Source organism: uncultured Sphingomonas sp., from assembly GCF_964237335.1.
In the GTDB taxonomy this organism is placed as follows: domain Bacteria; phylum Pseudomonadota; class Alphaproteobacteria; order Sphingomonadales; family Sphingomonadaceae; genus Sphingomonas.
The window spans coordinates 1-24,860 of sequence record NZ_CAXSHM010000018.1 but is presented as its reverse complement, the minus strand read 5'-3'; the positions used below and the strand labels follow the sequence as shown (position 1 = coordinate 24,860).

General features: G+C 69.1%; 27 protein-coding genes and 3 pseudogenes. 14 read left to right on the top strand and 16 right to left on the bottom strand.

Going from position 1 to position 24,860, the window contains the following annotated elements:
* Positions 1-102: 102 nt before the first annotated feature.
* A pseudogene (locus ACFE65_RS10550) lies at positions 103-603 on the top strand (IS630 family transposase); the annotation flags it as partial.
* A 96-nt stretch (positions 604-699) separates the two neighbouring features.
* Here the strand turns inward: ACFE65_RS10550 and ACFE65_RS10545 are convergent.
* Positions 700-1,344 (bottom strand): TetR/AcrR family transcriptional regulator, encoded by a 645-nt coding sequence (locus tag ACFE65_RS10545; RefSeq protein WP_375382324.1) that lies wholly within the window; start codon positions 1,342-1,344, stop codon positions 700-702.
* A gap of 147 nt (positions 1,345-1,491) precedes the next feature.
* On the opposite strand from ACFE65_RS10545, the gene ACFE65_RS10540 reads away from it, so the two are divergent.
* The 13 genes from ACFE65_RS10540 (at position 1,492) to ACFE65_RS10480 (ending at position 10,994) form a co-directional block, all read left to right on the top strand.
* Positions 1,492-1,956 (top strand): nuclear transport factor 2 family protein, encoded by a 465-nt coding sequence (locus ACFE65_RS10540; RefSeq protein WP_375382323.1) that lies wholly within the window; start codon positions 1,492-1,494, stop codon positions 1,954-1,956.
* Entirely contained in the window at positions 1,953-2,135 is a 183-nt protein-coding gene (locus tag ACFE65_RS10535) for a hypothetical protein (protein ID WP_375382322.1), read from the top strand. The genes ACFE65_RS10540 and ACFE65_RS10535 overlap by 4 nt, the downstream gene beginning before the upstream one ends.
* A gap of 32 nt (positions 2,136-2,167) precedes the next feature.
* Positions 2,168-3,040, top strand: a complete 873-nt coding sequence (locus ACFE65_RS10530) for a helix-turn-helix domain-containing protein (protein ID WP_375382321.1) — start codon at positions 2,168-2,170, stop codon at positions 3,038-3,040.
* A 72-nt stretch (positions 3,041-3,112) separates the two neighbouring features.
* On the top strand, positions 3,113-4,132 hold the full coding sequence (locus tag ACFE65_RS10525) for an alpha/beta fold hydrolase (protein WP_375382320.1): 1,020 nt from the start codon (positions 3,113-3,115) through the stop codon (positions 4,130-4,132).
* Complete coding sequence (locus tag ACFE65_RS10520; RefSeq protein ID WP_375382319.1) at positions 4,129-4,722, top strand: (2Fe-2S)-binding protein; 594 nt, start codon at positions 4,129-4,131, stop codon at positions 4,720-4,722. The genes ACFE65_RS10525 and ACFE65_RS10520 overlap by 4 nt, the downstream gene beginning before the upstream one ends.
* Entirely contained in the window at positions 4,719-5,720 is a 1,002-nt protein-coding gene (locus ACFE65_RS10515) for an FAD binding domain-containing protein (protein WP_375382318.1), read from the top strand. The genes ACFE65_RS10520 and ACFE65_RS10515 overlap by 4 nt, the downstream gene beginning before the upstream one ends.
* A complete protein-coding gene (locus tag ACFE65_RS10510) occupies positions 5,717-7,861 on the top strand; it encodes a xanthine dehydrogenase family protein molybdopterin-binding subunit (RefSeq protein ID WP_375382317.1) in 2,145 nt (714 codons plus the stop codon). The genes ACFE65_RS10515 and ACFE65_RS10510 overlap by 4 nt, the downstream gene beginning before the upstream one ends.
* A 14-nt stretch (positions 7,862-7,875) precedes the next feature.
* A complete protein-coding gene (locus ACFE65_RS10505) occupies positions 7,876-8,718 on the top strand; it encodes an oxidoreductase (RefSeq protein ID WP_375382316.1) in 843 nt (280 codons plus the stop codon).
* A gap of 24 nt (positions 8,719-8,742) precedes the next feature.
* The gene (locus ACFE65_RS10500) at positions 8,743-9,318 is read left to right on the top strand and encodes a carboxymuconolactone decarboxylase family protein (protein ID WP_375382315.1); all 576 of its coding nucleotides are present in this window, start codon (positions 8,743-8,745) and stop codon (positions 9,316-9,318) included.
* On the top strand, positions 9,315-9,614 hold the full coding sequence (locus ACFE65_RS10495) for an EthD family reductase (RefSeq protein ID WP_375382314.1): 300 nt from the start codon (positions 9,315-9,317) through the stop codon (positions 9,612-9,614). The genes ACFE65_RS10500 and ACFE65_RS10495 overlap by 4 nt, the downstream gene beginning before the upstream one ends.
* Positions 9,611-9,886 (top strand): hypothetical protein, encoded by a 276-nt coding sequence (locus ACFE65_RS10490; protein ID WP_375382313.1) that lies wholly within the window; start codon positions 9,611-9,613, stop codon positions 9,884-9,886. The genes ACFE65_RS10495 and ACFE65_RS10490 overlap by 4 nt, the downstream gene beginning before the upstream one ends.
* The gene (locus tag ACFE65_RS10485) at positions 9,880-10,071 is read left to right on the top strand and encodes a hypothetical protein (RefSeq protein WP_375382312.1); all 192 of its coding nucleotides are present in this window, start codon (positions 9,880-9,882) and stop codon (positions 10,069-10,071) included. Before ACFE65_RS10490 ends, ACFE65_RS10485 begins: the two co-directional genes overlap by 7 nt.
* 23 nt (positions 10,072-10,094) lie before the next feature.
* Positions 10,095-10,994 (top strand): LysR family transcriptional regulator, encoded by a 900-nt coding sequence (locus tag ACFE65_RS10480; protein WP_375382311.1) that lies wholly within the window; start codon positions 10,095-10,097, stop codon positions 10,992-10,994.
* Between the two features lie 5 nt (positions 10,995-10,999).
* Here ACFE65_RS10480 and ACFE65_RS10475 read toward each other — a convergent pair.
* From ACFE65_RS10475 to ACFE65_RS10405, 15 genes and pseudogenes are all read right to left on the bottom strand, one after another.
* Positions 11,000-11,200: pseudogene (locus ACFE65_RS10475) on the bottom strand (DUF2274 domain-containing protein); the annotation flags it as partial.
* Positions 11,197-12,537 carry a TrbI/VirB10 family protein gene (locus ACFE65_RS10470; RefSeq protein WP_375382310.1) on the bottom strand — a complete coding sequence of 447 codons (1,341 nt, stop codon included), beginning with the start codon at positions 12,535-12,537 and terminating at the stop codon, positions 11,197-11,199. The gene ACFE65_RS10470 and the pseudogene ACFE65_RS10475, both read right to left, overlap by 4 nt.
* Positions 12,534-13,535: a P-type conjugative transfer protein TrbG gene (trbG, locus tag ACFE65_RS10465; protein WP_375382309.1), complete on the bottom strand. Its 1,002-nt coding sequence runs from the start codon at positions 13,533-13,535 to the stop codon at positions 12,534-12,536. The genes ACFE65_RS10470 and trbG overlap by 4 nt, the downstream gene beginning before the upstream one ends.
* An 11-nt stretch (positions 13,536-13,546) precedes the next feature.
* Positions 13,547-14,236 (bottom strand): conjugal transfer protein TrbF, encoded by a 690-nt coding sequence (trbF, locus tag ACFE65_RS10460; RefSeq protein WP_375382308.1) that lies wholly within the window; start codon positions 14,234-14,236, stop codon positions 13,547-13,549.
* A 3-nt stretch (positions 14,237-14,239) separates the two neighbouring features.
* A complete protein-coding gene (trbL, locus tag ACFE65_RS10455) occupies positions 14,240-15,526 on the bottom strand; it encodes a P-type conjugative transfer protein TrbL (protein WP_375382307.1) in 1,287 nt (428 codons plus the stop codon).
* A 10-nt stretch (positions 15,527-15,536) separates the two neighbouring features.
* On the bottom strand, positions 15,537-15,923 hold the full coding sequence (locus tag ACFE65_RS10450) for a hypothetical protein (RefSeq protein WP_375382306.1): 387 nt from the start codon (positions 15,921-15,923) through the stop codon (positions 15,537-15,539).
* Positions 15,920-16,690: a P-type conjugative transfer protein TrbJ gene (trbJ, locus tag ACFE65_RS10445; protein ID WP_375382305.1), complete on the bottom strand. Its 771-nt coding sequence runs from the start codon at positions 16,688-16,690 to the stop codon at positions 15,920-15,922. Before trbJ ends, ACFE65_RS10450 begins: the two co-directional genes overlap by 4 nt.
* Positions 16,687-19,116, bottom strand: a complete 2,430-nt coding sequence (trbE, locus tag ACFE65_RS10440; RefSeq protein ID WP_375382304.1) for a conjugal transfer protein TrbE — start codon at positions 19,114-19,116, stop codon at positions 16,687-16,689. The genes trbJ and trbE overlap by 4 nt, the downstream gene beginning before the upstream one ends.
* 3 nt (positions 19,117-19,119) lie before the next feature.
* Positions 19,120-19,389: a VirB3 family type IV secretion system protein gene (locus tag ACFE65_RS10435; RefSeq protein ID WP_375382303.1), complete on the bottom strand. Its 270-nt coding sequence runs from the start codon at positions 19,387-19,389 to the stop codon at positions 19,120-19,122.
* Positions 19,386-19,724, bottom strand: coding sequence for a TrbC/VirB2 family protein (locus ACFE65_RS10430; protein WP_375382302.1), 339 nt, complete (start codon positions 19,722-19,724; stop codon positions 19,386-19,388). Before ACFE65_RS10430 ends, ACFE65_RS10435 begins: the two co-directional genes overlap by 4 nt.
* Positions 19,721-20,731 carry a P-type conjugative transfer ATPase TrbB gene (gene trbB, locus ACFE65_RS10425; RefSeq protein WP_375382301.1) on the bottom strand — a complete coding sequence of 337 codons (1,011 nt, stop codon included), beginning with the start codon at positions 20,729-20,731 and terminating at the stop codon, positions 19,721-19,723. Before trbB ends, ACFE65_RS10430 begins: the two co-directional genes overlap by 4 nt.
* On the bottom strand, positions 20,728-21,234 hold the full coding sequence (locus tag ACFE65_RS10420; protein WP_375382300.1) for a CopG family transcriptional regulator: 507 nt from the start codon (positions 21,232-21,234) through the stop codon (positions 20,728-20,730). Before ACFE65_RS10420 ends, trbB begins: the two co-directional genes overlap by 4 nt.
* On the bottom strand, positions 21,231-23,246 hold the full coding sequence (locus ACFE65_RS10415; RefSeq protein WP_375382299.1) for a conjugal transfer protein TraG: 2,016 nt from the start codon (positions 23,244-23,246) through the stop codon (positions 21,231-21,233). The genes ACFE65_RS10420 and ACFE65_RS10415 overlap by 4 nt, the downstream gene beginning before the upstream one ends.
* A 492-nt stretch (positions 23,247-23,738) precedes the next feature.
* Positions 23,739-24,274: pseudogene (locus ACFE65_RS10410) on the bottom strand (LysE family translocator).
* 85 nt (positions 24,275-24,359) lie between these two features.
* On the bottom strand, positions 24,360-24,860 hold a 501-nt coding region (locus ACFE65_RS10405), incomplete at its 5' end, for an isochorismatase family protein (protein ID WP_375382298.1).

Genomic DNA, 24,860 nt, shown 5'->3' with positions numbered 1-24,860 from the left:
AGAAGTTGGAGCCTCCGACAAACCCGGGGCGGTTTACCTTGCTTGTGGGATCATTCCGGCTAACTGATTGGATCGCGGGAAGGTGAACACCGACTGCAGCAACAGCGCAGGATCGGCCAGCAGGGCACGTTGACCCGCATCTGGGCGGAGCGCGGCTCACGCCCGGCGGCACCGCGCGACCAGCGCTACGCGTGGTGCTACCTGTTCGGCGCCATCTGCCCGGCCCGGGGCACGGGCGCTGCCCTGGTGCTGCCCCATGCCAACACCAGCGCCATGAACCTGCACCTGCTTGAGATCAGCACCGCGATCAGCTCCGGCGCGCATGCCGTGCTGATCGTCGATGGCGCGGGCTGGCACCAGACCGGCGGCAACCTGCGCGTGCCGGACAACATCACCCTGCTGCACCTGCCGCCCTACAGCCCCGAACTGAACCCGGTCGAGAACGTCTGGGCCTTTCTGCGCGGCAACAAGCTCAGCAACCGCGTGTTCGCCATCGTCGACGCCATCGTCGACGCCTGCTGCGATGCCTGGGCCTGGCTCGTCCAGCAGCCAGACCGTATCACCGCCATCGGCACGCGAGCATGGGCACAGGTCACTGCATGACACCGGGCGTATTACTCCTACGTCACCGCGCTCTGATTGCCACTATCACTCTGCGATGAAGGCATTCCGGCAGTCGGATGGCGTCGCTGCTCGCGCTCAGACGGTTTTCATGCCTCTCGGCTGACCGTGCACTTGCGCTGTCCGAGCATAATCCCAGGCGACCAGCGCGTTTGCCATCGCCGCGTCCAGCGCGCCCGCGGGCGTGCCGTCGATCGCCTGAAGCGCGAGACCGACGAGCAGCGTGTCGAACAGTGCGGTGAGCGCCGCCGTATCCGCGTCCGAAGGCAGATCGCCCGCATCCACCCCAGCCTGGACGCAAGCGGCAATGGCGCGGCGGTTCCCCGCCCTGACCTCGGCGGTGATCGCCCTCAGTTCAGCCGTCTCGGGGGAGCCGATCGTCGCTGACAGGACGACAAAGCAGCCCGGCGCGTGCGCAGGGTCCGTCTGCATCCGCGCCGACCTTCGCAGAGCCTGCTCAATGCGATCGCGTGGGCGTAAGCGCTCGTCGGTCAGGGGAGCGACCACAGTTCCGTGGCCGGCGAGATACGCCGCGAGCACCTCGCGGTACAATGCCTCCTTCGACTTGAACGCGGCATAGAAGCTCGCCGACGAAATGCCCCCCATCGCCTCGCGCAACTGCGCCAGCGATGTGCCCTCGAAGCCATGTCTCCAGAATAGCTCGGTCGCTGCGGCGAGCGCCTGATCCCTGTCGAACTCGCGAGGCCGACCGGTCCGCACCATCAGCGCCACGCTCCCCAGCGCACTCCGTCAGTGTCCGCTCCGGTGATCGCCACCTTCGCCGGGCTTCGCCCGTGGTCCGCGTTTCGCATAGACAGGGAACTCTCTTGTAGATAGACCGTTCCATAAATCAGCTGCAGGAAAATTGGCATGACGAAAACGCCTCTGGAGGTCATTCGTGCGATCCTGGACAAGCCCACGGACCTAGCCTCGGTCGAGAAGCTGGTTGCCCCAGACGCGACCTATGTGTCGCTGAACCACGACAATCCTTCATTGAAGCGGTTGATGCCCTGGGCCGGCACCAGCCACGATGGCGGGCGGGCGGTGGTCGCCACCTACGAGCAGGTCGGCCGCTACTGGTCGAACGAAGAATTAACGGTCGAAGACGAGTTGGAGACGGGCGACCGGGCGGCCGTGTTCGGCCGCTTCACCTATCGATCGAAATCCCTCGGCAAAATCGTGACCTCGCCGTTCGCGATCCTCGCGCGGGTGACCGACGGGCGGGTGACGCACATGCAGTTCATGGAGGACACGTTCGCGACTGCGGACTCGTTCCGTGTCGGCGGCGAGGCGGTGTTCCGCGCCGATCCCGACGGCGGCGAGGTAGTCCTGTGAATAACCTAAAGGCGGTGTTCGCCCCCTTCGACGCGGCGGAGGGCGCGTACTTAGGCGCGGACGGCGAGACACTGGACCTGTCCATTGCGCACCTCGTGCACGTGCGCGACGAGCGGATCGCCGCCTTCCGCCCCCTCTGTATCGTGCCCGCCTTTCAAGCCGCCATCGTGGGAGGATGATCGCTTCCCAGAGCCTTCAGTGCAGCTCGGCCTTGAGCGGTACGCTCGTCGGCAGCAGTCGGTCGGTCGGGTGGACCTCGATCTTGGTCGACCATCACCGCGTGCAACCGTCGGAGGGAGAGTTCGAGACCGCTTCCACGCCCGACCAGACGATCGTGGTCATGCTGAAGGGCGAGCAGCACATCGAGGCGTTCGCCGACGGCCTCTGGCGTAGGACGGTCTACGAGCCTGGGACCGTCGGCACGACGCCAGGCGACAGGACGGATCGCCTGCGCCGCTGCGTAAACAGAAACTCCGGCCGCTTCGACAAGGCCAACCTCTACCTTCCGCACTTGTTGCTTGATGAGGCCGTCGACGAGTATCGACGGGCTGGCCAACGTTCGGGCGACGTCAACCTCAACGCCCTGGCCTTTCACGATCCGCTGATCTGCCACACGGCGAAAAGGCTGGTGGAGGCGATGGCGAGCGGTGCCGCCGACCTTTACGCGGCGGCGACCGCGCGCTGGCTGGCAGCGCATCTCGTCTGCTTCCATTCGGGCCGCGCGGACGCGGAGCGGCTGACGCTCGACGCCGGCGTGATCAGCGATCGCCGCATCGCCCGGGTGCTCGAGATGATGAGCTCGAGGCTGTCGAACCCGCCAACCTTGGACGAGCTTGCGGCCGAAGCCGGAGTCAGCAAGTTCCACTTCGTCCGATTATTCCGAGAGAAGGTAGGACGGACGCCGCACGCCTTCCTGCTCCAGTTGAGGCTCAAGGCCGCGCAGTCGATGCTCGCCGCCACCGACCTCGACATCGGCACGATCGCGGCCCTGAGCGGTTACTCGCGGAGCGCCGAGCTGACCTCCGCCTTCTCACGCAGGTTCGGCACGACGCCAAAGGGGTGGCGCGAGGCGGCACGCGCTTGAGGGATATCTTGCGTTAGGATTCGGCATTCTTGCGGCGACGCAACAACCTCGGACTGGATGTGTTGCCGGAGCATGTCAGATCAAGCCTCAAGCCAGTTCTGGGCTGCCGCCGCCGTACGCACCATTCGTCAGGGGCAGTTCTGGGTTCCCGGCGAGCGCGTGAGGGTAGATGACGAGACCTACCAGCGCGGTCCGCTGTTCGCGCAATGGGAAGCGCCGGAGTCGGTGACCCAGCTGTGGCCGATCGTGCTGGTCCACGGCGGCGGTTACCAGGGGACCGAGTGGCTGACCACGCCCGACGGTCGTCCCGGCTGGGCGCAGCGACTGGTCGAGGCCGGCTATGCCGCCGTCGTCGTCGACCGGCCGGGCCAAGGCCGCTCGCCCTTCCACCCGGAGACGACCGGCGCGATGGGACCCCCATTCTCATACGAGAACGGGCGTAAGATTTACTTCCCGCCGGACCAGCAGCCCCGCCACACGCAATGGCCCTTCGCCGATGACGATGAGGCCGCGATGGACGCCTTCATCGCCGGCTACGGGCCGCTGCCCGCCGACCTCGCCTTCTCCGAGGATATGGAGGCGGACCGGCTCGCCCGGCTGCTCGACCTGATTGGCCCCGCGATCCTCCTGACGCACTCGGCGTCCGGTCCGGTCGGGTGGCTGGTCGCAGACCGGCGGCCTGGGCTCGTCAAGGCGATCGTCGCGGTCGAGCCGATGGGGCCGCCGTTCGCGACCATTCCCAACGTTGGCGAACTTGCCTGGGGGCTTACCGCGACGCCGCTCACCTTCGATCCGCCACGCGGCACGCCCGAGGAGGTCAAGAGGGCCGACCCGACTACCCTTAGGTTGCCCAACCTCGCGGGCCTGCCGATCGCGGTGGTAACCGGCGAGACCTCCGCCTTTGCGCCGGCGAGCCCGCCGATCGTCGCATTATTGCAGGCAGGCGGTGCGGTGGCCGAGCAGATTGACCTGCCCGCACTCGGCATCAAGGGAAACGGCCACGGGCTGATCTATGAGAAGAACTCGGACGCGGCGCTCGCTCCCGTGCTGGCGTGGCTCGATCGGCTCGCGGGTGAGAGGAACGGCGCTTGACGGGGCCGGATTGGACCCGACGCGAGGTGATCGCCTTGTCGGCTGTGGCGGGAGGAAGCGTGATGGCGGGTGACGCGATGCTCGGGGCCGCGGCGGCGATGGCTGCGCCCGTCGCACGGCGCAGCTTCGACGTGATGCTGAAGATCAACGGGCGGGAGCACCGGCTTGCCGACCTCGACGCGCACACCAGCCTGCTGGACGCGCTCCGCGACCATCTCCAGCTCACGGGCACCAAGAAGGGCTGCGGCCTGGGGCAGTGCGGGGCATGCACGGTTCATCTCGACGGGCGGCGGGTCAACTCCTGCCTTGTCTTGGCGGTGATGGCGCAGGGCGCTGAGATCGCCACCATTGAGGGGCTCGCTCCCGATGGCGAGCTGCACCCCATACAGGCCGCGTTCGTCGAGCATGACGGGTTCCAATGCGGTTATTGCACACCCGGCCAGATCATGAGCGGCGTCGCCTGCATCCGTGAGGGGCACACCGGGTCGGACGATGAAATCCGTGAGTGGATGAGCGGCAACCTGTGCCGCTGCGGTGCCTATTCCAACATCGTCGCGGCTGTGCGCGAGGCAGCGGGAGCGAAGGCATGAGTCCATTCGCCTATGCCCGCCCGTCGACGCTCGCCGCCGCGGTCGCCAGCGGCGCGCGGCACCGGTCGGACGGCCAGCGCGAGCCCGGCGCGGACTTCTTCGCCGGCGGCACCGACATGGTGCAGCTGATGCGCGAGCATTTGCGCACGCCGGGCGAGGTGCTGGACATCACCGCGCTGCCCGGGCTCGACCGCATCGAGGCGGGCGAGGCGGGGCTGCGGATCGGCGCGCTGGTCCGGATGAGCGACGCCGCCGCGCATCCTATCGTGCGCGAGCGGTATGCGGCCGCGTCCGAGGCGCTGCTCGCCAGCGCGTCGGCGCAGGTGCGCAACCTCGCCACGGTCGGCGGCAACCTGCTCCAGCGCACCCGCTGCGGCTATTTCCGCGACCCCGGCGCGCCCTGCAACAAGCGCGTGCCCGGCAGCGGCTGTCCGGCGATCGCGGGGCAGAACCGGCTCCACGCCGTGCTGGGCGTCAGCGACCAGTGCATCGCGACCTATGCGGGCGACTTCGCCAACGCGCTGGTCGCGCTCGACGCCGAGCTGCTGATCGCTGGTGAGGGCGGCGAGCGGCGCATCCCCGTCGCAGCGCTGCACCGGCCGCCGGGCGATACGCCCTGGATCGAGACGCAGCTGGAGCCGGGCGAGCTGATCACGGCGATCCTGTTGCCCGCCCGGCCCGACAGCTGGCGCTCGCATTACCTCAAGGTGCGCGACCGGGCGAGCTTCGAATGGGCGCTGGCCTCCGCGGCGGTCGCGCTCGACTTGGTGGATGGGGTCGTCCGCGATGCGCGTGTCGCGGTCGCGGGTGTGGCGACAACGCCGTGGCGGCTGCCGGGGGTCGAGACGGCGTTGCGGGGGCGGACTATCAGCCCGGCGGTGGCGCGGGAGGCGGGCGCGCTCGCGGGCGAAGGCGCGGTCACGCACGGGCGCAACGTCTACAAGGTCGAGCTGATCCGCCGTACCGTCGCGCGCGCGATCGAGGAGTGCGCGGCATGACCGTCATCGGCCAACCGCTCACCCGTGTCGACGGGCCGGACAAGGTGCGAGGGCAAGCGCGCTACGCGGCCGAGTTCCATCCGGACGGACTGCTTTATGCCGCGACCGCCGACAGTACGATCGCCGCGGGCCACATCGCGGCGATCGACACTAGCGCCGCCGAGCGCGCGCCGGGGGTGATCCGGGTCATCACGCATCTCAATGCCGAGAAGCTTCCCTACCATCCCGCGGAGGAGCGCCCGGCGGTCGATCCGGTATCAGGCGAACAGCTGCGGGTGCTCGACGGGCCGGAAGTCACGTTCAGCGGCCAGCCGGTGGCGGTGGTGGTCGCGCGCACGCAGGCGCAGGCCGAGTGGGGCGCGTCGCTGGTTGCGGTGCGTTACGCGGCAGACCTGGTGGCGCGGACGCGCTTCGACCCCAGCCTCGCACAGCCAACGTCTGAAGCCGCGGCGAAGAAGAGTCGCGGGCCGGAGGTCCGGCGCGGCGATGCGGAGGCGGCGCTCGCCCGCGCGCCGGTGCAGGTCGAGGCGACCTATGTGCAGGCTCGCGAGCAGCACCATCCGATGGAGCCGCACGCGACGGTCGCGCAATGGCGGGGCGGCAAGCTGACCCTATGGAGCAAGACGCAATGGGTCGGCAACGAGCGCGATGAGGTCGGGCGTCGGTTCGGCATCCCGGCGGACGACATCCGCGTCATCAACCCGTTCGTCGGCGGCGCGTTCGGCTCCGCGTTGCGAACCTGGCCGCACGTTACGCTGGCGGTAATGGCCGCGCGGGCTTGTGGCCGGCCGGTGCGGCTGGAGGTGACCCGGCGGCAGATGGCGACGCAGGTCGGCGCGCGGGGCGAGAGCCGGCAGTATGTCGCGCTCGGGGCGGAGCGCGACGGCAAGCTCGTGTCGCTGACGCATGAGATTGTCGGCCAGACCTCGACGTACGAAGAGTTCGCCGAGCCCGCGCTGACCCCGGCGCAGACCACCTACGCCTGCCCCAACCTCCTCACCCGCTACAAGCTCGTGCCGATGAACATCGGCACGCCCTGTCCGATGCGCGGGCCCGGCTGGGCGACCGGGCTGATTGGGCAGGAGATGGCGATGGACGAGCTGGCCGAGCGGATCGGAATCGATCCCGTCGAGCTGCGCCTGCGCAACTACGCCGATCGCGATCCCGGCAAGAACCTGCCCTGGACCAGCAAGCGCCTGCGCGAATGCTACGCGCAAGGGGCGGAGCGGTTTGGCTGGCGCGAGCGTGCGGCCGCGCCGCGGTCGATGCGCGACGGTCGCCAGCTGGTCGGCTACGGCATGGCGACCGCGATCTACCCAGCGGAACGCTACCCGACCTCCGCCTCGGCAACCCTGTTCGCGGACGGTCACGCCGAGGTACGCTGTGCTACGACCGACATGGGACCGGGCACCTACACCTCGGCGACGCAGGTCGCGGCCGACGCGCTGGGCCTGCCGGTCGGGCGGGTGAGGTTCCAGCTCGGCGACTCCACCTACCCCAAGGCGAAGGAGCATGGCGGCTCGACCACCATGTCGAGCGTCGGTCCCGCGGTGCAGGCCGCGTGCGCGGCGCTCGGCGCAAAGCTGGCCGAGCTCGGCGGACGCGCGTCGGACGGCGCGGCGTTGCTGCGACGAGCGGGGCTCGACCGCCTCTCGGCCGAGGCGGATGCCGCACCCGATCCGGCCGACAAGAAGAAATACGCCAGCAACGGCTTCGGCGCGGTGTTCGCGGAAGTGCGCGTCGACCCCGACCTCTGCACCATTCACGTCCGCCGCATCATTGGTGCCTACGACATCGGCCGCGTCGTTAATCCTCGTCTCGCGCATAGCCAGGCGATCGGCGGCATGGTCGGCGGCATCGGCATGGCGCTGCTGGAAGAGACGGAGTGGGACGAGGCGCTCGGCCGCGTCGCGAACGGCACCATCGCGGAATACATCGTGCCGGTGAACGCCGACATCCACGAACTCGACGCGCTGTTCGTGGAAGGGCGCGACGATCTGCTGAACCCGCTCGGGACCAAGGGGGCGGCCGAGCTCGGGCTGTGCGGCGTCGCGCCCGCGATCGCCAATGCGGTGTGGCACGCCACCGCCAAGCGCGTGCGCGAGCTCCCGATCACCCCCGACCGCCTGCTGACGGCATGAAGGAGCAAGCCCCCATGAAAACCTGGCTCATCACCGGCTGCTCGACCGGCTTCGGCAAGGTGCTGGCCGAAGCGGTCGCGGTACGCGGCGACCGGCTGGTCGCGACCGCGCGCGATCCCGCCGCGCTCGCGGAGCTCGCCTCGCGCTTTCCCGACACCGTTTGCGCCGCGAAGCTCGACGTAACTCAGCCGGGCGACGTCGCGGCGGCGGTCGAGATCGCGCGCACCACGTTCGGCGGCCTCGACGTGCTGGTCAACAACGCCGGGTTCGGGTTCGTCGGCGCGGTCGAGGAGGGCACGCCCGACGAGTACCGCCCGATGTTCGAGACCAACGTATTCGGGCTGATCGAGACCACGCGGGCCGCGCTGCCCGCCTTGCGCGAGCGGGCGGCACAGAGCGGCGCGGGCCGCACCGTCAACTTCTCGTCGGGCGCGGGCATCGCGGGCGGCGCCGGCAGCGGCCTCTATTGCGCGACCAAGTTCGCGGTCGAGGGCGTGTCGGAGGCGTTGGCGCAGGAGGTCGCGCCGCTTGGGCTCAGGGTCGTCATCGTCGAACCCGGTCCGTTCCGCACCGATTTTCTTGGCCGCTCGATCGCGACCGCAGCCAACGAGATCGCGGCCTACCGCGAGACGGCCGGCAAGCGCCGTCACTATCGCGAGACCAACGACGGCCAGCAGGCGGGCGATCCCGACAAGGGCGTCGCCGTCATCCTGAAGGCGGTCGAAGCCGCCGACCCGCCGCTGCACCTTCCGCTCGGCAAGCTCGTCCACGAAACCATCGACCGCAAGTACGAGGCGTTCCGCAAGGACATGGGCGCATGGAAGGCCGACGCGCTCGCCACCGACTTCAATGCCTGATCCTTGACTTCAAAGGAGATCGCCATGCCCGTGCGCCTGCCGTCCATCCCGCCCGACCAGCTCACGCCCGAGCAGAGGGCGCTCTATGATCGCAACCGCGAGCAGATCGCTCACGGCTTCACTGCGTTCACAACCGCTCGGGATGACGGCGCGCTGCTCGGCCCTTGGGGCGTTTTCCTGCACGAACCCGCGGTGGGTCAGGCGCACTACGACCAGATCGCGGCGGTGACGGCGCTCCAATGCCTGCCCGAGCCCGCCAAGCAGGTCGCGATCCTGGTCGTCGGCGCGCGCTACCGGGCCGCCTATGAGCTGTACGCCCACGCCGCGACGGCGGCGAGCGAGGGGATGGATGCGGCCAAGGTCGCGACCATCGCGGCGGGCGAGCGCCCGACCGACCTCAGCCGGGATGAGGCGGCCGCCTACGATGTGGCGAGCGCGTTGGTCGCCGGCGGTGTGCTCTCCGGCGCAACCTACCGCGCCGCTCGCGACCGGTTCGGGCAAGGCGGGCTGAACGAGCTCGTCTTCTGGGTGGGCCTGTACGCGCAGGTGTCGATCACGCTCAACGCCTTCGACGTGCCGAGCGAGGAGAGCTGGGCATGATCACCATGTACGTGACCTACGCAGGCGACGCGGACACGCCGTTCGATCGCGACCATTGGATCAACGTCCACCTGCCGCTGGTTCGCGAGTGCTGGGGTCCGCACGGACTGGTCAGCGCGTCCGGGTTCTTTCCCCAGGGCGGCGGCGGCGGCCTCATCGCCATCGCACCCACCGTGTTCCGCGACGAGGCGGCGATGAACGCCGCGCTCGCCTCGCCGGATACCGCGCGGGTCATGGCGGACGTGAAGAAGGTGACCGCGGTCGAGCCGCAGCGCACCGTCGGGAGGCCGATGTGACCGGCCCTTCGTCGATCGACGTCGTCAACCGCTTCTACGCGGCCGAGCACGCCTACATGAACTCAGGAAGCCCGCCCGGGCACGCGGACTTCGCCGACATGGCCGCGACGCTCGACGTTGACGTCGTGCTCCACCAATCGCCCGACTTGCCCTGGGGCGGCGAGTTCCACGGCCATGCGGGCTATGAGGACTGGGCCAAGCGGATGAGCGTCGCGTTGACCGGCTGGAGGTCGCGGATGCCCGCTCGTTCGTCGACGGCGACACGGTGGTGACCATCTGCCGCCTGGTCACCCGCTCGCGGAGGACGGGCGAGACGCTCGACCTGCCGATGAGCCAAACGGTGCGCGTGCGGAGTGATCGCATCGTCGAGTTCCGGCCGTTCTATTGGAACGTCCCCGTTTATCGCGCCGCAGTTGGCAAGCCAATCGATCCGATCCGATCGTCGATTTGTGAATAGAACGGGCAATGGAGCTTCGTCACTTGAGGCACTTCGTTGCGGTTGCGGAGGAACTACATTTCGCACGTGCCGCTGAACGCCTTGGCATGGAGCAGTCCCCTCTCAGCCATTCGATCCGCAACCTGGAAGCTGAGCTTAGAACCAAGCTGTTTCACAGGACGACGCGGCGAACTTGGCTAACGCGAGCGGGACTGCGCTTCTTCGCGGACGCCCGGCGAATATTGAGCGAAGTGGATGCCGCAGCAATCTCACTGCGCGCGGAAGGCGAAGACTGCCCGGAACGCGTCAGTCTGGCATTGGGAGAGGATCTTGCAGGCGAGCCGTTCACACGCTTGCTGTTCGAGCTGGAGCATCACAGACCGCCGATTGCGGTCGAGGTGCGCGAGCTTCTGCATGGAGAGGCGGCGAGGCTGGTCCGCGATGGTGGCGCGGACCTTGCCTTGACCCTCGACGGCCAGAACCGTGGGGGGTTGGTCCAGGCGCGAGGCTGGGCGGAGCCGCTGATGCTGGTAACCTCGCTCGGCCATCCTTTTGCCGAGCGCGACAAGGTGCCATTGGCTGAGATTGCGGCTGAAAGTCTCGCGCTCCCCCGCCCGACCATATGTCCCGGCTATCTTGCGCAGGTTGAAGTGCTGCTCGACCGCCACGGAGTTCGCCTCCTTGAGCGTGTGAGCATTCGCCACTGGAACACGGCCGTGAGCTTCGCTTCCACTGGCCGCGCGCTGGCGCTCGTACCCGCGTCGTTCGTCAACGGCGCGACCTCTGTCGCTGTCGTTCCGCTCGCCGAGCCCGATGCTGAACTTGTGACGTGGTTGCTTCACCCCGAGGAGTTGTCTCCGGCTGCCTCGCTCGTGCTCGAAATTGCCGCGCTGATCGACGCCGACGAAGATGTCGTCGAGCCGAGCCTTGTGCCGCCGGCCTGACGCGCTTTCCGAAAAGTTCGGTCGCGGTCCATGAACGCGGCCAACATATGCGGCACGAGGGCGGCCGCGTCGACGGCCTCGCCATAGGCTGCACCGAACATCTCGGCGTAGCGGTCTAGGTCGGCTTTAACCCTGGCCGGTAGCACCACCGCCAGCCGCACTACCTCGGATCGTGGCAGCGGCCCCAATCTCAGCTTCTCCGTCATGGCCTCATCCCCGCAGCACGGACCGCGCTCGCGCCGGCATAGGGCCGCAACACGAGATCCTTGTTGACGATGACACGGACCGGGAACCCGGGCCGCACGGTCAGGGTCGGCTGGACGTTGAGGTTGCGCCGAGTGACCTGCTGGCCGACTTGGTTGACGCTCTCCTCGGCGCTGCGCGATGTGGCCACCACGACCGTCTGCTGGCCCGTGCCCCCGAGTCCGCTATTCTGCGAGCCGAGCTCGGCCCCGACGCCGAGAAGTGTCGAGAGCGCCGCGCCAGCGAGCAGCTTGCCCCAGTGGTTGTTGGTCTCGTCTTCGAGCCCCGCGAACCCCTTCGTATCGGCGCCGGGCAGCCGGTCGAGAACGATCGAGGAGCCGTCGGGCATGATGAGCCGCGTCCAGACCAGAAGCACGCGGCTCTGCCCGTAGGAGACCTGGGCATCGTAGGTGCCGAGCAGGCGCGAGCCCTGGGGGATCAACAGCGACTTGCCGGTCACCGTGTCGTAGACAGGCTCGGTGACAGTGGCGATCGCTTGGCCGGGGAGGTCCGAGTTCAGCCCCGTCACCATGGCGGCCGGGATGATGGTCCCGGCCATGACCTGAAACGGCGAGGCGGGCGTCTGTAGCCGGCCTGAGGCGTAGATCTTGGTGTCGACGGCGGCGTTCAGGAACGCCGACTTCTTGTCCTGCCCGTTCTGGGTGGCGACCTCGTCCGGTCGCGCGCTCTCAGACGATCCGGGTAGCGGCGTAAATGGGTTGGGCGGGGTCGTCGCGCCCGCGACAGTAGGCTCGGCGGAGGGCTGGTCGGCACTCTTCTGGCGCACCTGGACGAACAGTGCCCCGTGCCGCGCCGCCTCCGCCTCCTGACGCAACCGTTCGCGCTCGGCAGCCGCAGCCTGCTGCTCAGCCGTCGGCCCAGGTGGCGCGGTCTGCGTAGCGACGGTTGCGCCTTGCTCCTGCTGAGCGCGCAGGAACGGCCGGCCGAGGTCGCCGGGCAGCGGAGGCCCCAGCGGTGGCACGCCGGCGGGCAGCGCGGGTTTGGGTAACGCGCCATAGTCGCCCGGCAGAGCGCGCAGCCCTTCCGCGATCGGCTTGCGGTCGGTCGAGTAGAGTTCCTGGGGCGGCGTCCCGCCGCCATGCTGGATGCCGAGTGCCCAGATGGCGAGCCCGCCGACGGTTAGCGCCGAGACGGAGCCGAGCAGGATCAGTGCGCGGCGCGACAGGCGCGTTACGGGTCGCGGCTTGGCGCGGAGCGCCAGCGCCTCGGGCGCGACCTTGGGCTGCGGCGGCACGTTCGGCGGGATCGGTGGCGCGCCGGAAGGCGAAGCCGGGCTCATGATCCAAAGATCCCGCGCCGCCGGCCGTCGGTGCGCTCGATCCGCACCACCTGCTGGCTCTCGCCACCCAGGCGCAGTTCGGCCGCGCCGAACAGCCGATCGACCACATAGTACGGCGCGCGAGAACGGTAGTTGACGAGCTGGCTCTCGCCTGTCGGCCCGATCACGAACAGGGGCGGCAACTCGCCCTGCGCAATTCCGACCGGGAACTGGATATAGACCTTCTCGCCGTCGTCGAACGCGCGCACCGGCCGCCAGGGCGGAGTGTCGCCGCTGATGGCATAGCGGAAGTGCAACCGCTCGAGCGGGATGCCGTCCGCCACGGGTGCGGTCGCCTCGGCACGGACGTTCCGATTGCGGAGAGCGAGCAGCCGATCCTGCGGGTAGTCCCAGGATACCGAGGCCATCCAGGTCAGCTCGGTCGCGGTCAGCTCGAGCAGGTAGGTCCGCCGGTCGGTGTTGACGACGAGGTTGGTGTGCAGGTCCGGCCGGGTGGGTTTGACCAGGATGTGCACCCGGGCGGACGCCCCCGTGCCCGACGAGGTGTCGCCGATGACCCAGCGCACAGTGTCGCCGGCCGAGACGGAGACGAGCTGCTCGCCTTCCTGCAGGGCGACGTCGGTCACCTTCCCGGGCGAGGCGTAGACTTGGTAGAGCGCGCCGGCCGCATACGGCCAGACCTGGGTCGCGTTGATGTAGCCGTACCGCGACGGCTGCACGCGGGCGGCGCGGTTGGCGAGGGAGACGCGGGCCTGTGGGTCGGCGGGCTCGGGCGCGCTCACGGCGCGGCCGACCGGCGGCTTGAGCTGGCCGGGCAGCGGCAGCGGCGTCGGCACCTGAACGATCTCGACGGGCTTGGGCGGATCGATCAGCGCGACCGGAGCGGCCGCTGGCTCGTCGAGGCCGATCTCCGGCGGCGGCGTGCCGTGAGCACAGGCGGCGAGTGCTAAGACCGATGCGGTCAGGCTCAGGACACGGGATGTCTGGATCAGGGTCATGCACGCTCTCCTCATGACCCACCGAGCTCCCGGCTCCAGTTCAGGCCGTTGACGTAAATGCCGAGCGGGTTTTTGCGCAGCTGCGCCTCGTTGCCGGGCGGCTGCAGCACGATCGACAGGATGGCGGTCCAGCGGTCGGTCGCGGCCAGCGCCCCGTTCTCGTAGCGGCGCTCAATCCAGCGCACCTGGAACGAGCCGGGCGAGGCGCGCACGACGCTGACAATCTCGACCGCGACTGACTGCTTGCCGACCTTGCCGAACGGGTCGTTGACGCGGGCGTACTCGTTGAGCACCGCCGCCCCCCGGTCGGTGGCGTAGTCGTAGGCTTCGAGCCAGTCCTGGCGCACGACGATCGGGTCGAGCGGCAGCGCGCGGACGTCGTTGATAAACCGCGCGAGGTGGTTGGCGATGTGGGCGTCGCTCGGCTTGTAGCTCTCCGCCGCCGCGCCGACCGCACGCACGTCGCCCTGCTTGTCGACCTCGACCACGTAGGGCGTGATCGAAGAGTGGCCGGCCTGCCAGAGCAGGCCCGATCCCATCAGCACCGACAGGCCGAGCGAGCCGAACGCCATCAGCCGCCAGTTGCGGGCCTGGGCGCGCGAGGCGCCGAGGCGCTCGTCCCAGACCTGGCCGGCGCGCTGGTAGGCGGTCTCGGGTTCGGGCGTCTCGGAGTAGCGGACGCCGGCTCGCTTGAAGCGCATCGATCAGATCTCCTCTTCGGAGCGGAGAGTAGGTGACGTGCCCGAGCCGCCGCTGTCGCCAGAGCGGAGCGCGTGCGCGGCGGCGTCGACGCCGCGCCGGGCGCTCTCGCCACGGCGAAGGTCCTTAGCCCAGCGCGGCGCGGCCTCGGCCGTACCGGAATCGGTGCCGCCGGCACCTCCGCTTCCCTTCCCGGCAGAACCCGCGGTCCAGACACGCCGGGCGGTCGAGCGGACGCTGTCACCAGCCGCGCTAGCGCTGGCGCGGGCCATGCCCGCCATGCCGGCGCCCGCACGACCGAAGCCCGAGACGCCGGACGCGGCCGCGCCTTCGGCGTAGGCGGCACGGGCGCCGCCCGCCATCGAGGTCGCGGCGCGCATGCTGCCCATCGCGGCGCCGCCAGCGAGCCGCGCACCCGCAGCCGCACCGATGCCGCCGGCGGCGAGCAGGCCCGCACCGGCCGCGGCCGCGCCGACGGCAGAGCCGGCGCCGAGCTGTGGCGCGCCAGAGACAAGGCCGTTGGCGATACCAGGGCCGAAAATGCCGAGGCCGAGGAGCGCGATCGCCCCGAGAACGATTGCGAGCGCCTCGGAGATGTCGGGATCGGTGCCGCCGGCCGACTGGAACTGGCTGAACAGGCCGGTGCCGATGCCGACGATGACGGCCAGCACCAGCACCTTGATGCCGGAGGCGACGACGTTGCCGAGCACCTTCTCGGCCAGGAACGAGGTTTTGCCCCAGAGCGCGAACGGCACGAGCACGAAGCCCGCGAGCGTGGTCAGCTTGAACTCGAGCACGCTGACGAAGAGCTGCACCGCGAGCACGAAGAAGCTGATGATGACGATGATCCAGGCGATGAACAGGACGACGATGGTGTCGATGTTGGTGAACACCGACGGGAAGCCCGCGAGCTTGCCGATCTCGGTCAGCATCGGTTGCGCGGCCTGGACGCCGACCTGGGCGAGCCGGCCGGGCTGGAGCAGCTGGTCCGCGCCGAGCGACGCGCCCGACGCCTTCAGGCCGAGGCCAGCGAACGACTTGAAGATGACGCCGGCGAGGAAGTTCCAGTTACCGATGATGAACGCGAACGCGCCGACGTAGAGGATTTTCTTGACGAGGCGGGGCATCACCTCCTCGCCGCCCATCGCCCAGAACAGGCCGGCGAGCGTGATGTCGATCGCGACCAGCGTCGTCGATAGGTAGGCGATCTCAGGCTGCAGCAGCCCGAACCCGCTGTCGATGTAGCGCGAGAAGGTGTCGAGGAAGCGGTCGATGACCGACAGGTCGTTCACGGCCGCCGGCTCACAGCACGCGAGACGGACGCGGCCGCGGGTGCGCCTTAGGCTTGCCGGGCGACATCGAGGCCGGTGCGGCAGGCGTTGACGGCTTCGCCGCCGGGCGGCTCGGATACGGCTCGGCCCGGTGCGGCGTGTAGCGCACGCCTGCGCCGCGGAACCGCAGGCGGATCGCCTGCGCCGCTTCCCGGCACAGCGCTCCGGTCGCCCAGGGTTGGTTCGTCTTGCAGCCCGCCTGCACTATGTCGAGGCGCTTCGGGTCGGCGAGGAGGCTGCGGGCGTCCTCGGCGTGCGCCTGGTGGACTGCCATGCCGAGCGCGAAGCCTGCGCCCAGGCCCAACGCGAGCTGGACGGCGTAGCGGCGAATGCGCTCGCGGGTGAGGAGCGCGCTCATTGCGGGTACACCTGGACAGGCGCGGGCGTGTAGCGGACGCCCGCGCCCTGGAAGCGCTGGCGGTTGGCCTGACCCTCCTGATCGGCTTCCAGCATCCGCGCCTGCTCGGTCGCGGTGGCGCGGCTCTGCGCCAGCGCGAGCTGCTGCGACTGCATGGTCTGCTTGGCCATGAGCGCCAGCAGCTGATTGGTCGCCTGGGTCGCCTGCAGGATGCCGACCGCGCCCTGGCTCGAGCCGACGACCTGGCTGAGCGTCGCCTGATCGCCGGTGATTGACGCGTTCACCTGCGCCTGCATGCCGAGCGTCGTGCTGAGCGCCTCGAGCGAATTGTTCCAACGTGTGCGCGCGGCCGCGACCGTCTGGTCGAGCGAAGTGTTGGCGCCGGCGCCGCTCGGGTATTGCTGGCGGAACTGCTGGTCGAGCTGGCCGACCTGCGTGGTCAGCCCCTGCGCCTGGGCGATCAGCGCGTTGGTGCGCGCGATGTCCTGCTGCAGCATCGCGAGCGGCGAGTAGGCGAGGCTCGCGAGGTTCTTGCCCTGGTTCACGAGGCTCTGACCCTGGTTGAGGATCATTGTGGCCTCGTTCTGAAGGCTTTGGATCTGGTTGTTGATCTGCTGGAGCGTGCGCGCTGCTGTCAGCACGTTCTGGCTGAAGTTGGACGGGTCGTAGACGACCCACTGCGCGCTGGCGGGCGCGGGCGAGAGCGCCCCCGCGGCGGTGATCGCGAGCACGACCGCCAGCGCCGCACCCTTCCTCTTCGTGGTCATGCCGATGGCTCCTTGATGCCCTGCAGGTGGAAGTCGGTGAGAAGGTCGGCCGCCCAGTCGAGGCCGCGTGCGCGGAGCCAGGTCGCGGCGAAGTCGGCCGGCCAGGCCGCGAGCGCGGTGTCGATCAGGGCGTGGTCGCGCGGGGCGGAGGCGGCGACGAAGGCGAGCGCGACCGGCCCGAGCCCGAGGTCGAACAGCCGGTTCCCGCGCGCGCTCTGGACGTAATAGTCGCGCTTGGGCGTGGCGCGGGCGACCATCTCGATCTGACGGGCGTTGAGTCCGAACCCCTCGTAGATCGGCCGCAGCTGCGGCTCGACCGCCTGGGGCGACGGTAGGAAGATGCGGGTCGGGCAGCTCTCGACGATGGCGGGCGCGATGGCCGAGCGCTGAATGTCGGCGAGCGACTGGGTGGCGAACACCACGCCGACGTTCTTCTTGCGCAGCGTCTTCAGCCACTCGCGGATGCGCGACGCGAACACCGGATCGTCGAGGAACACCCAAGCCTCGTCGAGGACGAGCAGCGTCGGGCGGCCGTCGAACTGCGCCTCGAGCCGGTGGAACAGGTAGGTTAGCACCGGCAGCACCACGCTGCGCGCATGGAGCAGGTCCTCCATCTCGAACGCCTGAAGGTCGCCGAGCGCGAGGTCCTCGTGATCGGCGTCGAGCAACCGCCCGAAAGGGCCGTCGAGCGTGTAGGGCTGGAGCGCCTGGCGCAGCTTGTTGGACTGGAGCAGTGTGGCGAGGCCGGACAACGTCCGCTCTTCGACCGGCGCGGAGCCGAGCGAGCCCAGCGCCGACCATACCGCATCCTTCACTTCCGGCGTGACCTCGATGCGCTCGTGCCCGAGCAGCGCCTGCACCCACTCGGCAGCCCAGGCGCGCGCGCCCGGGTCGTCGACGGTCCGCAAGGGCTGGAACGTCAGCCCACCTTCGAGGCCGAGGTCGTGGAACTGGCCGCCGAGGCCGAGCATGGCGGCGCGGATCGATCGGCCCTTGTCGAAGACGTAGATCCGGCTCTCCGTATATTTCCGGAACTGTAGGATCAGGGTCGCGAGCAGCACCGACTTACCCGCGCCGGTCGGACCGACGACGAGCGCGTGGCCGACGTCGCCGACATGGGTGGTGAGCCGGAACGGGGTCGCACCCTCGGTGCGGGTGATGAGCAGCGGCGGCCCGTCGAGATGCTCGTTGCGCTCGGGGCCCGCCCACACGGCCGAGAGCGGCATGAGGTGGGCGAGGTTCAGCGTCGAGACGATGGGCTGGCGGACGTTGGCGTAGACGTGGCCGGGAATGGACGAGAGCCATGCCTCGACCGCGTTCAGCGTCTCCGGGCTGGTCGTGAAGCCGCGGCCCTGGATGACCCGCTCGACCGCCTTCAACCGTTCCGACGCGGCGCGCTCGTCCTCGTCCCACACGACAACGGTGGCGGTCAGGTAGCCGAACGCGACTTGGTCGGAGCCGAGCGTCTGCAGTGCCTCGTCGGCATCTACCGCCTTGTTGGCGGCGTCGCTGTCGACGAGCGGGCTCTCCTGCTGGAACACCGTCTCGCGCAGCAGGGTGACGATGCCCTTGCGCTTGGCGAACCATTGCCGGCGCAGGCGGCCGAGCTCCTTCTCGCCGTCCGCCTTGTCGAGGAACAGGAACCGCGTGCTCCAGCGGTATGGGAAGCCGAGCCGGTTGAGGTCGTCGAGGAGCCCCGGCCAGGTCGAGGCCGGGAAGCCGCGCACGGTGAGCACGCGCAGGTGCGAGGCGCCCAGCATGGGCTCCAGACCGCCGGTCAGCGGCTCGTCGGCGAGCAGCGCGTCGAGATAGGCAGGGGTCTCCGGGACCGCGACCGCATGGCGGCGGGTCGAGACTGTGCCGTGCAGGTAGGTGAGCGTTTCCGCGTCATCGAGCCAGGCGAGCTCGGGCAGGAACCCGTCGAGCAGCGCGCTGACGCGATCGCTCGCCTCGACGAAGGCGGACATCTGCTCGCGCCAGTCGACCGCTGGGCGGTCGGGTGCATCCAGCATGAGCGCGCCCGCGCGTGCACGGCCCTCGGGCGACGGCAGATAGACGAGGGTGAGGTGGTAGGCGCTCTCGAACAGCTCGCCGACCTCGTCGAAGGCCGCGCGGCGCTCCTGGTCGACCAGCCACGACAGCGCATCGGGGAAGGTCGAGGCGGGATAGGGCGCGGCCTGGCGGCGGTCCGCCTCGACGAACAGCGCCCAGCCGGTGCCGAGCCGACGCAGCGCGTTGTTGAGCCGGGCGGTCACCGCAACCAGCTCGCTCTCGGTCGAGCTGTCGAGGTCGGGGCCGCGGAACCTGGCCGTGCGCTGGAACGAGCCATCCTTGTTGAGGACGACGCCGGGCGCCACGAGCCCGGCCCAGGGCAGATAGTCGGACAGGCTAGCTGAGCGGCGGCGGTACTCGGCGAGGTTCAGCATGGGTCAGGCGTCCAGGAAGCCGCGGTGCTTGATGTGGCGGGCGAACACCTGCGGGAACTGCGGCTCGACCCGTGCCGCCCAGACCGCGAGCATGTGGCCGACGATCCAGAGCGCGACCCCGGCGATCCAGAGCTGCAGGCCGATGCCGACCGCGGCGGCGAGCGTGCCCACCGAGATCGCGACCGTGCGCGGCGCGCCGCCCATCATGATCGGCTCGGTCAGCGAGCGATGCAGCGGCACCTCGTAGCCGTCGGGGAGCGCGGCGCGGTTCACGAGACCAGTGCTCCGCCGCCGAACGAGAAGAACGACAGGAAGAAGGACGAGGCCGCGAACGCGATGGACAGGCCGAAGATGATCTGGATCAGCTTGCGGAACCCGCCCGAGCTGTCACCGAACGCCAGCGTCAGGCCGGTGGTGATGATGATGATCACCGCGATGATCTTGGCAACCGGTCCCTCGACCGAGTCGAGCACCTTCTGAAGCGGCGCCTCCCAGGGCATCTGCGAGCCGGCCGCATAGGCGGGCGCGGAAAGCAGGCCCGACAGGACGATGGCCACTGATGTGGCAAGCCGGGCCCGTGCGTTTCCGTAGAGGCGTGAAGGCGTCATTGTGGGTCTCCGTGGGGGTGGGGGTCGGTCGAGGTGAGGAGGTCGAGGCGGTAGCCGTCGGGTCCGAGCCCGGTGACGCGGGCGATCTCGCGCACGCGGCGGTTCGAGCCGCGCCCGGCGATGAACGCGACCACGTCGACCGCCTCGGCGATGAGCTGCCGGGGCACGGTCACGACCGCTTCCTGGATGAGCTGCTCGAGGCGGTTGAGCGCGCCCGCAGCCGAGCCCGCGTGGACGGTCGCGATCCCGCCGGGGTGACCGGTGCACCAAGCCTTGAGGAGGTCGAGCGCCTCGGCGCCGCGGACCTCGCCAACGACGATCCGGTCGGGCCGTAGCCGTAGCGTCGAGCGGACGAGCTCGGACATGGAGGCGACGCCGGGCTTCGTGCGGAGCGCGACTTGGTCGTCGGCGAGGCACTGAAGCTCGCGCGTGTCCTCCAGGATCAGCACGCGGTCGCCGGTGCGAGCGACCTCGTCGAGCAGTGCGTTGGCGAGCGTGGTCTTACCGGTCGAGGTGCCGCCCGCGATCACGATGTTGAGCCGCTCGCGGACGGCCTGAGCGAGGTAGGCGGCCTGCGCAGGCGTCAGGATGCGATCGGCGACGTAGCGGTCGAGCGTGTAGACGAGGCTCGCGCGCTTCCGGATCGCGAAGGTTGGCGCCGGCACGACCGGCGGGATCAGGCCCTCAAACCGTTCGCCGCTCTCGGGCAGCTCGGCCGAGACGATCGGACATTCCTTGTTGACCTCGACCCGGACGTGCGCGGCGACCAGGCGGATGATGCGGTCGCCGTCCTCGCGGGAGAGCTTGAGACCGGTCGGCGCACGGCCGCTGCTCAACCGATCAACCCAAAGCGTCCCGTCGGGATTGAGCAGCACCTCAACGACGTCGGGGTCTTCCAACGCTGAGGCGATCGCCGCGCCCATGGCGCTGCGCAGCATCTTGATCTGCCGGGCGGCCACGGAAGGCGCCGGCAAGGCCACGGGACGGATCGGCTCGACGACGCTCATGGCGTCGCCTCATCGCCGCGCGCGCCCGCGCTGTTGAGGGAGGTTTGCGGCGCGTCCCCTTTCTCCTCGCCGTCCAAGCCGAAGAACTTCGACTGGCTGGTGAAGACCTCCTCGTGAACCTCCTTGACCAGGCTGCGTCCCTTCTGAAGGTGACGGGCGAGCTGGTCGACGAACTGCTGGAAGCGCTCGCGCCCTTGCGCGCGGGCCGCGTCCTGGTGCGCGGCCGGGATCGGTGCGTTGACGGTCAGCGTGTAGCGGACGAACAGCGCGACAGTCTCGATCAGGATCGTCTGGTCGCGCTCGAGCCGGTCGAACTGCCGGGTCAGCTTGTCGAGCCGCTTGGCGATGGCCGCCTCACGCCGGTCGCCGCCGTCCGGCGACAGGTAGGACGAGAGCGCGGCGGCGATGATCGCCGACTTGGACACGCCTTTCATGCCCGCCAGCTGGGCCAGGCGCCGGGCGTGGTCGGGCTCGAGGAAGATGTTGAGGCGGGCGCGGCTCACAGCGCGATCCCGTCATCGGGATCGAGCGCCGCATTGCGCGCCGCCCGCGCGAGCTGGCGGTCGCCGGCGCGCACGGCGCGGACGCGCTCCTCCTCCATCCCGGCATCGTCGTCGTCGAGAAGCGAAGCGAGGTCGCGTTGCGGCTGGTCCTCGACCGGCGCCGCCTGCGGCATGGTCATGTCGAGCTCGGGCTGGCGACGCAGGCCACCCTCGTCCTCGTCCATCGCCGCGGCCGCGAGCCGGGCGGCGTCGGCCGCAGCCGCGTCGAACGCGCCTGACCAGTCGTCACCTCGCGCGGCCGGCCGGTCGATGTAGTCGCCGGCCGTGAGCGCCGGCGCAGGCAGCAGCCGCGGCTTGAAGTTGGCGTCCGAGTAGAAGCGCAGCTTCTTGGCGCGGACCGGCGGGTGGCCCGACACCATCACCACCTCGTCGTCGGGCGGGAGCTGCATCACCTCGCCAGGCGTGAGCAGCTGGCGCGCGGTCTCCTGGCGCGACACCATGAGGTGGCCGAGCCACGGCGATAGCCGGTGGCCGGCATAGTTGCGTTGCGCGCGAAGCTCGGTCGCGGTGCCGAGCGCGTCCGAGATCCGCTTTGCGGTGCGCTCGTCGTTGGACGCGAAGGCAATCCGCACGTGGCAGTTGTCCAGGATCGAGTTGTTCGGCCCGTAGGCCTTCTCGATCTGGTTGAGCGACTGCGCGATCAGGAACGAGCGCAGGCCATAGCCCGCCATGAAGGCGAGCGCGGACTCGAAAAAGTCGAGCCGGCCGAGCGCCGGGAACTCGTCGAGCATGAACAGGACGCGATGCTTCCGCGCGGCGCCATCCTGGTTCTCCAAGCTCTCGGTCAGCCGCCGGCCAATCTGGTTCAGGATCAGCCGGATCAGCGGCTTAGTGCGGCTGATGTCGGACGGCGGAACGACGAGGTAGAGCGAGACCGGGTGCTCGCCCGCGACGAGGTCGGCGATGCGCCAATCGCAGCGCGACGTCACCGCCGCCACGGTCGGATCGCGGTAGAGCCCGAGGAACGACATGGCGGTCGAGAGCACGCCCGAGCGCTCGTTCTCCGATTTGTTCAGCACCTCGCGCGCCGACGACGCCACCACCGGATGCACGCCGCGCGAACCGAGGTGCGGCGTGGTCATCATCAGCTTGAGCGTATGCTCGAACGGATGCTTGGGATCGGAGAGGAAGTTGGCGACGCCGCAGAGCGTCTTGTCCTCACCGGCGTAGAGGACGTGGAGGATGGTCCCGACCAGCAGCGAGTGGCTGGTCTTCTCCCAGTGGTTGCGCTTCTCGAGCGCGCCTTCCGGGTCCACCAGCACGTCGGCGATGTTCTGGACGTCGCGCACTTCCTGATCGCCGCGGCGGACCTCGAGCAGCGGGTTGTAGGCGGCCGAGTGCGGGTCGGTTGGATTGAGGTAGAGGCAATGCGAGAAGCGCGACCGCCAGCCGGCGGTGACCGTCCAGTTCTCACCCTTGATATCATGGATGACCGACGACCCGGTCCAGGACAGCAGTGTCGGGATGACGAGGCCGACGCCCTTGCCCGAGCGGGTCGGCGCGAACGCCATGACGTGCTCGGGGCCGTCGTGGCGCAGGTAGTGCTCGTCGGCGCGGCCGAGGAAGACGCCGGCCGCGTTCAGCAGGCCCGAGCGCTTCAGGTCACGCGGGGTCGCCCAGCGCGCCGAGCCGTAGGTGGTGACGAGCTTGGCCTGCCGGGCGCGCCAGACCGAGCCGATGATTGCGGCGAGCGCGCCGGCGACGCCGCCCGAGGCCGCGACATAGGCACCGCGCTGGAAAACGTCGGGCGCGTAAGCGTCGAACTGGAACCACCACAGGAAGAACCGCCAGGGCTCATAAAGCGGCACGCCGTGCAGCACGGCCCATGGACGCCCGAGTTCGGCCTGATAGCCGAGCGATGATGCGGTCCACTGGGTGGCCAGCATTAGGGCAAGCGTCACGATGCCGAACACGACGGCGATCTGACCGAGAAGGACCTTGGTCGGGGTCATCCGACCGCCTCACGCGTAAGAGTTCACGTGCTCCAGACGGCACGCTTGGCGCGAGGGTTGATGAACGAAGCGGCAAGCGTCAAAGACGCCGCAAGTCTATATATAAACGTCGAAAATCCGAAATCTAGTCCGGTCGCATCTCGTATATGCCGGGCGCGTTACAGGTGAAAGGGGCGTGGGTGGAGTTTCTGCATCAGCTTGCAGGCGTCACGCAAAGAGACCTCGGTGGGGCGCTCTGTCCGGAGGGGAGCAGCTGCAATCGGTGCGGTGACGGTTGTTGTAGGGAGCGGGAGCAGAAGTGTGGCTGTACGAGCTGGCGCGTTGGCGGGCTCTGGCCAAATATCGTCGTTCCTGCAGCATAAATATCGTCGTTCCTGCAGCATCATGTCGGCCAGCCCCTCCTTCGTCTGGGGCGGCAGATCGGCGGTAGGCACACCGGTTGCCAACGGTTTGCTGGAGCAGCCCGTTCCTTTGCGAAAGAGTCACAGCAGGCTACTTTGCCCGTACGCCCGCCAACCCGACAGCTGCGGCGACGTAAAACCCGCCCGTCAGCCGGTTCCGTAACGACCCGCGCGCAGCAAGCAGCGGGCGCAGCCAGCCGGCCGCTAGCGCCCAGCAGCAGTCATGCACGGCCGCGATGGTCAGGAGCGTCGCGGAGAGCAGCAGCATTTGGCCGAAGAGATGCGGGCCGGGCGTGATGAACTGCGGGAAGAACGCGCCGTAGAAAAGCAACGACTTGGGATTCGTGAGCGAGACGATGACGCCTCGCGCGAAGATCACGCGCGCCGATCGCGGTTCCGGCGCGACCCTCGTCAGATCGAGCGCTGGCGCGCGCCATGCGGTGACCCCCAAAAGGCGAGGTAGGCCACACCCGCCCACCGCACCCACTCGAAGAAACGGCCCGCCAGGATCAGCGAGCCGGTCATGCCCAGCGCGATGAACGTGATTTGGGGCAGCAGCGCAGCGGCCGTCGTGCCAGCGACCGTCACCAGGCCGAAACGCCGCCCATAGGCCAGCGAGTTGGCCACGATGAGCGCCACGTTGGGGCCGGGAATCACGACCAGGATGACGGTCGCGGCGACGAAGGCGAGGTAAGCGCTGATCGGCACTCCGCTAAGCCGCTACGAGCGGCGTACGTGTTTCCAGGGCACGTAGCACGTCATCTGTGCTGACGATGGTGGCGAACTCCTCCGAGAGGTCGCTGAGCGCGGCGGCGTGCACTTCGGCCGCGCGCCGCATCCTGCCGTCCAGGCCCATCCGGTCGAACGTCGCGGTCGCGTCCTCGACCAGATACACCATAAAGCCGAGATTGCCGGCCATGCGTACCGTGGTCGAAACGCAATGGTTCGTGGTCAAGCCGACCACGAGCAGCGTATCGGCGCCAGCGTCGCGCAGATCCTGTTCCAGCGTGGTCCCGATAAAGGCGCTGTTGACCCCTTTTACATGGACCGGCTCGCCAGCTGCGGGGGCAGCTTCGGGCTTGGGATCATGCCCGGGTGTGCCGAGAAAGAAGGTGCCCGCGGGAGACCGGGACGAGTGAAGTGTTGATTTCCACTGAGAGCTGTGAAGGGCGGTGACAAACCCGGCCACAGGAACGCCGGCGCAGTGCTGGCG

Excerpts from the sequence above, each read along its gene's own strand:
- ACFE65_RS10545 (WP_375382324.1), bottom strand. The coding sequence starts at position 1,344 with ATGGTGCGGACCGGTCGGCCTCGCGAGTTCGACAGGGATCAGGCGCTC.
- ACFE65_RS10540 (WP_375382323.1), top strand. The coding sequence starts at position 1,492 with ATGACGAAAACGCCTCTGGAGGTCATTCGTGCGATCCTGGACAAGCCC.
- ACFE65_RS10525 (WP_375382320.1), top strand. The coding sequence starts at position 3,113 with ATGTCAGATCAAGCCTCAAGCCAGTTCTGGGCTGCCGCCGCCGTACGC.
- ACFE65_RS10515 (WP_375382318.1), top strand. The coding sequence starts at position 4,719 with ATGAGTCCATTCGCCTATGCCCGCCCGTCGACGCTCGCCGCCGCGGTC.
- ACFE65_RS10510 (WP_375382317.1), top strand. The coding sequence starts at position 5,717 with ATGACCGTCATCGGCCAACCGCTCACCCGTGTCGACGGGCCGGACAAG.
- ACFE65_RS10505 (WP_375382316.1), top strand. The coding sequence starts at position 7,876 with ATGAAAACCTGGCTCATCACCGGCTGCTCGACCGGCTTCGGCAAGGTG.
- ACFE65_RS10500 (WP_375382315.1), top strand. The coding sequence starts at position 8,743 with ATGCCCGTGCGCCTGCCGTCCATCCCGCCCGACCAGCTCACGCCCGAG.
- ACFE65_RS10495 (WP_375382314.1), top strand. The coding sequence starts at position 9,315 with ATGATCACCATGTACGTGACCTACGCAGGCGACGCGGACACGCCGTTC.
- ACFE65_RS10470 (WP_375382310.1), bottom strand. The coding sequence starts at position 12,537 with ATGAGCCCGGCTTCGCCTTCCGGCGCGCCACCGATCCCGCCGAACGTG.
- trbG (WP_375382309.1), bottom strand. The coding sequence starts at position 13,535 with ATGACCCTGATCCAGACATCCCGTGTCCTGAGCCTGACCGCATCGGTC.
- trbF (WP_375382308.1), bottom strand. The coding sequence starts at position 14,236 with ATGCGCTTCAAGCGAGCCGGCGTCCGCTACTCCGAGACGCCCGAACCC.
- ACFE65_RS10450 (WP_375382306.1), bottom strand. The coding sequence starts at position 15,923 with ATGAGCGCGCTCCTCACCCGCGAGCGCATTCGCCGCTACGCCGTCCAG.
- trbJ (WP_375382305.1), bottom strand. The coding sequence starts at position 16,690 with ATGACCACGAAGAGGAAGGGTGCGGCGCTGGCGGTCGTGCTCGCGATC.
- trbE (WP_375382304.1), bottom strand. The coding sequence starts at position 19,116 with ATGCTGAACCTCGCCGAGTACCGCCGCCGCTCAGCTAGCCTGTCCGAC.
- ACFE65_RS10430 (WP_375382302.1), bottom strand. The coding sequence starts at position 19,724 with ATGACGCCTTCACGCCTCTACGGAAACGCACGGGCCCGGCTTGCCACA.
- trbB (WP_375382301.1), bottom strand. The coding sequence starts at position 20,731 with ATGAGCGTCGTCGAGCCGATCCGTCCCGTGGCCTTGCCGGCGCCTTCC.
- ACFE65_RS10415 (WP_375382299.1), bottom strand. The coding sequence starts at position 23,246 with ATGACCCCGACCAAGGTCCTTCTCGGTCAGATCGCCGTCGTGTTCGGC.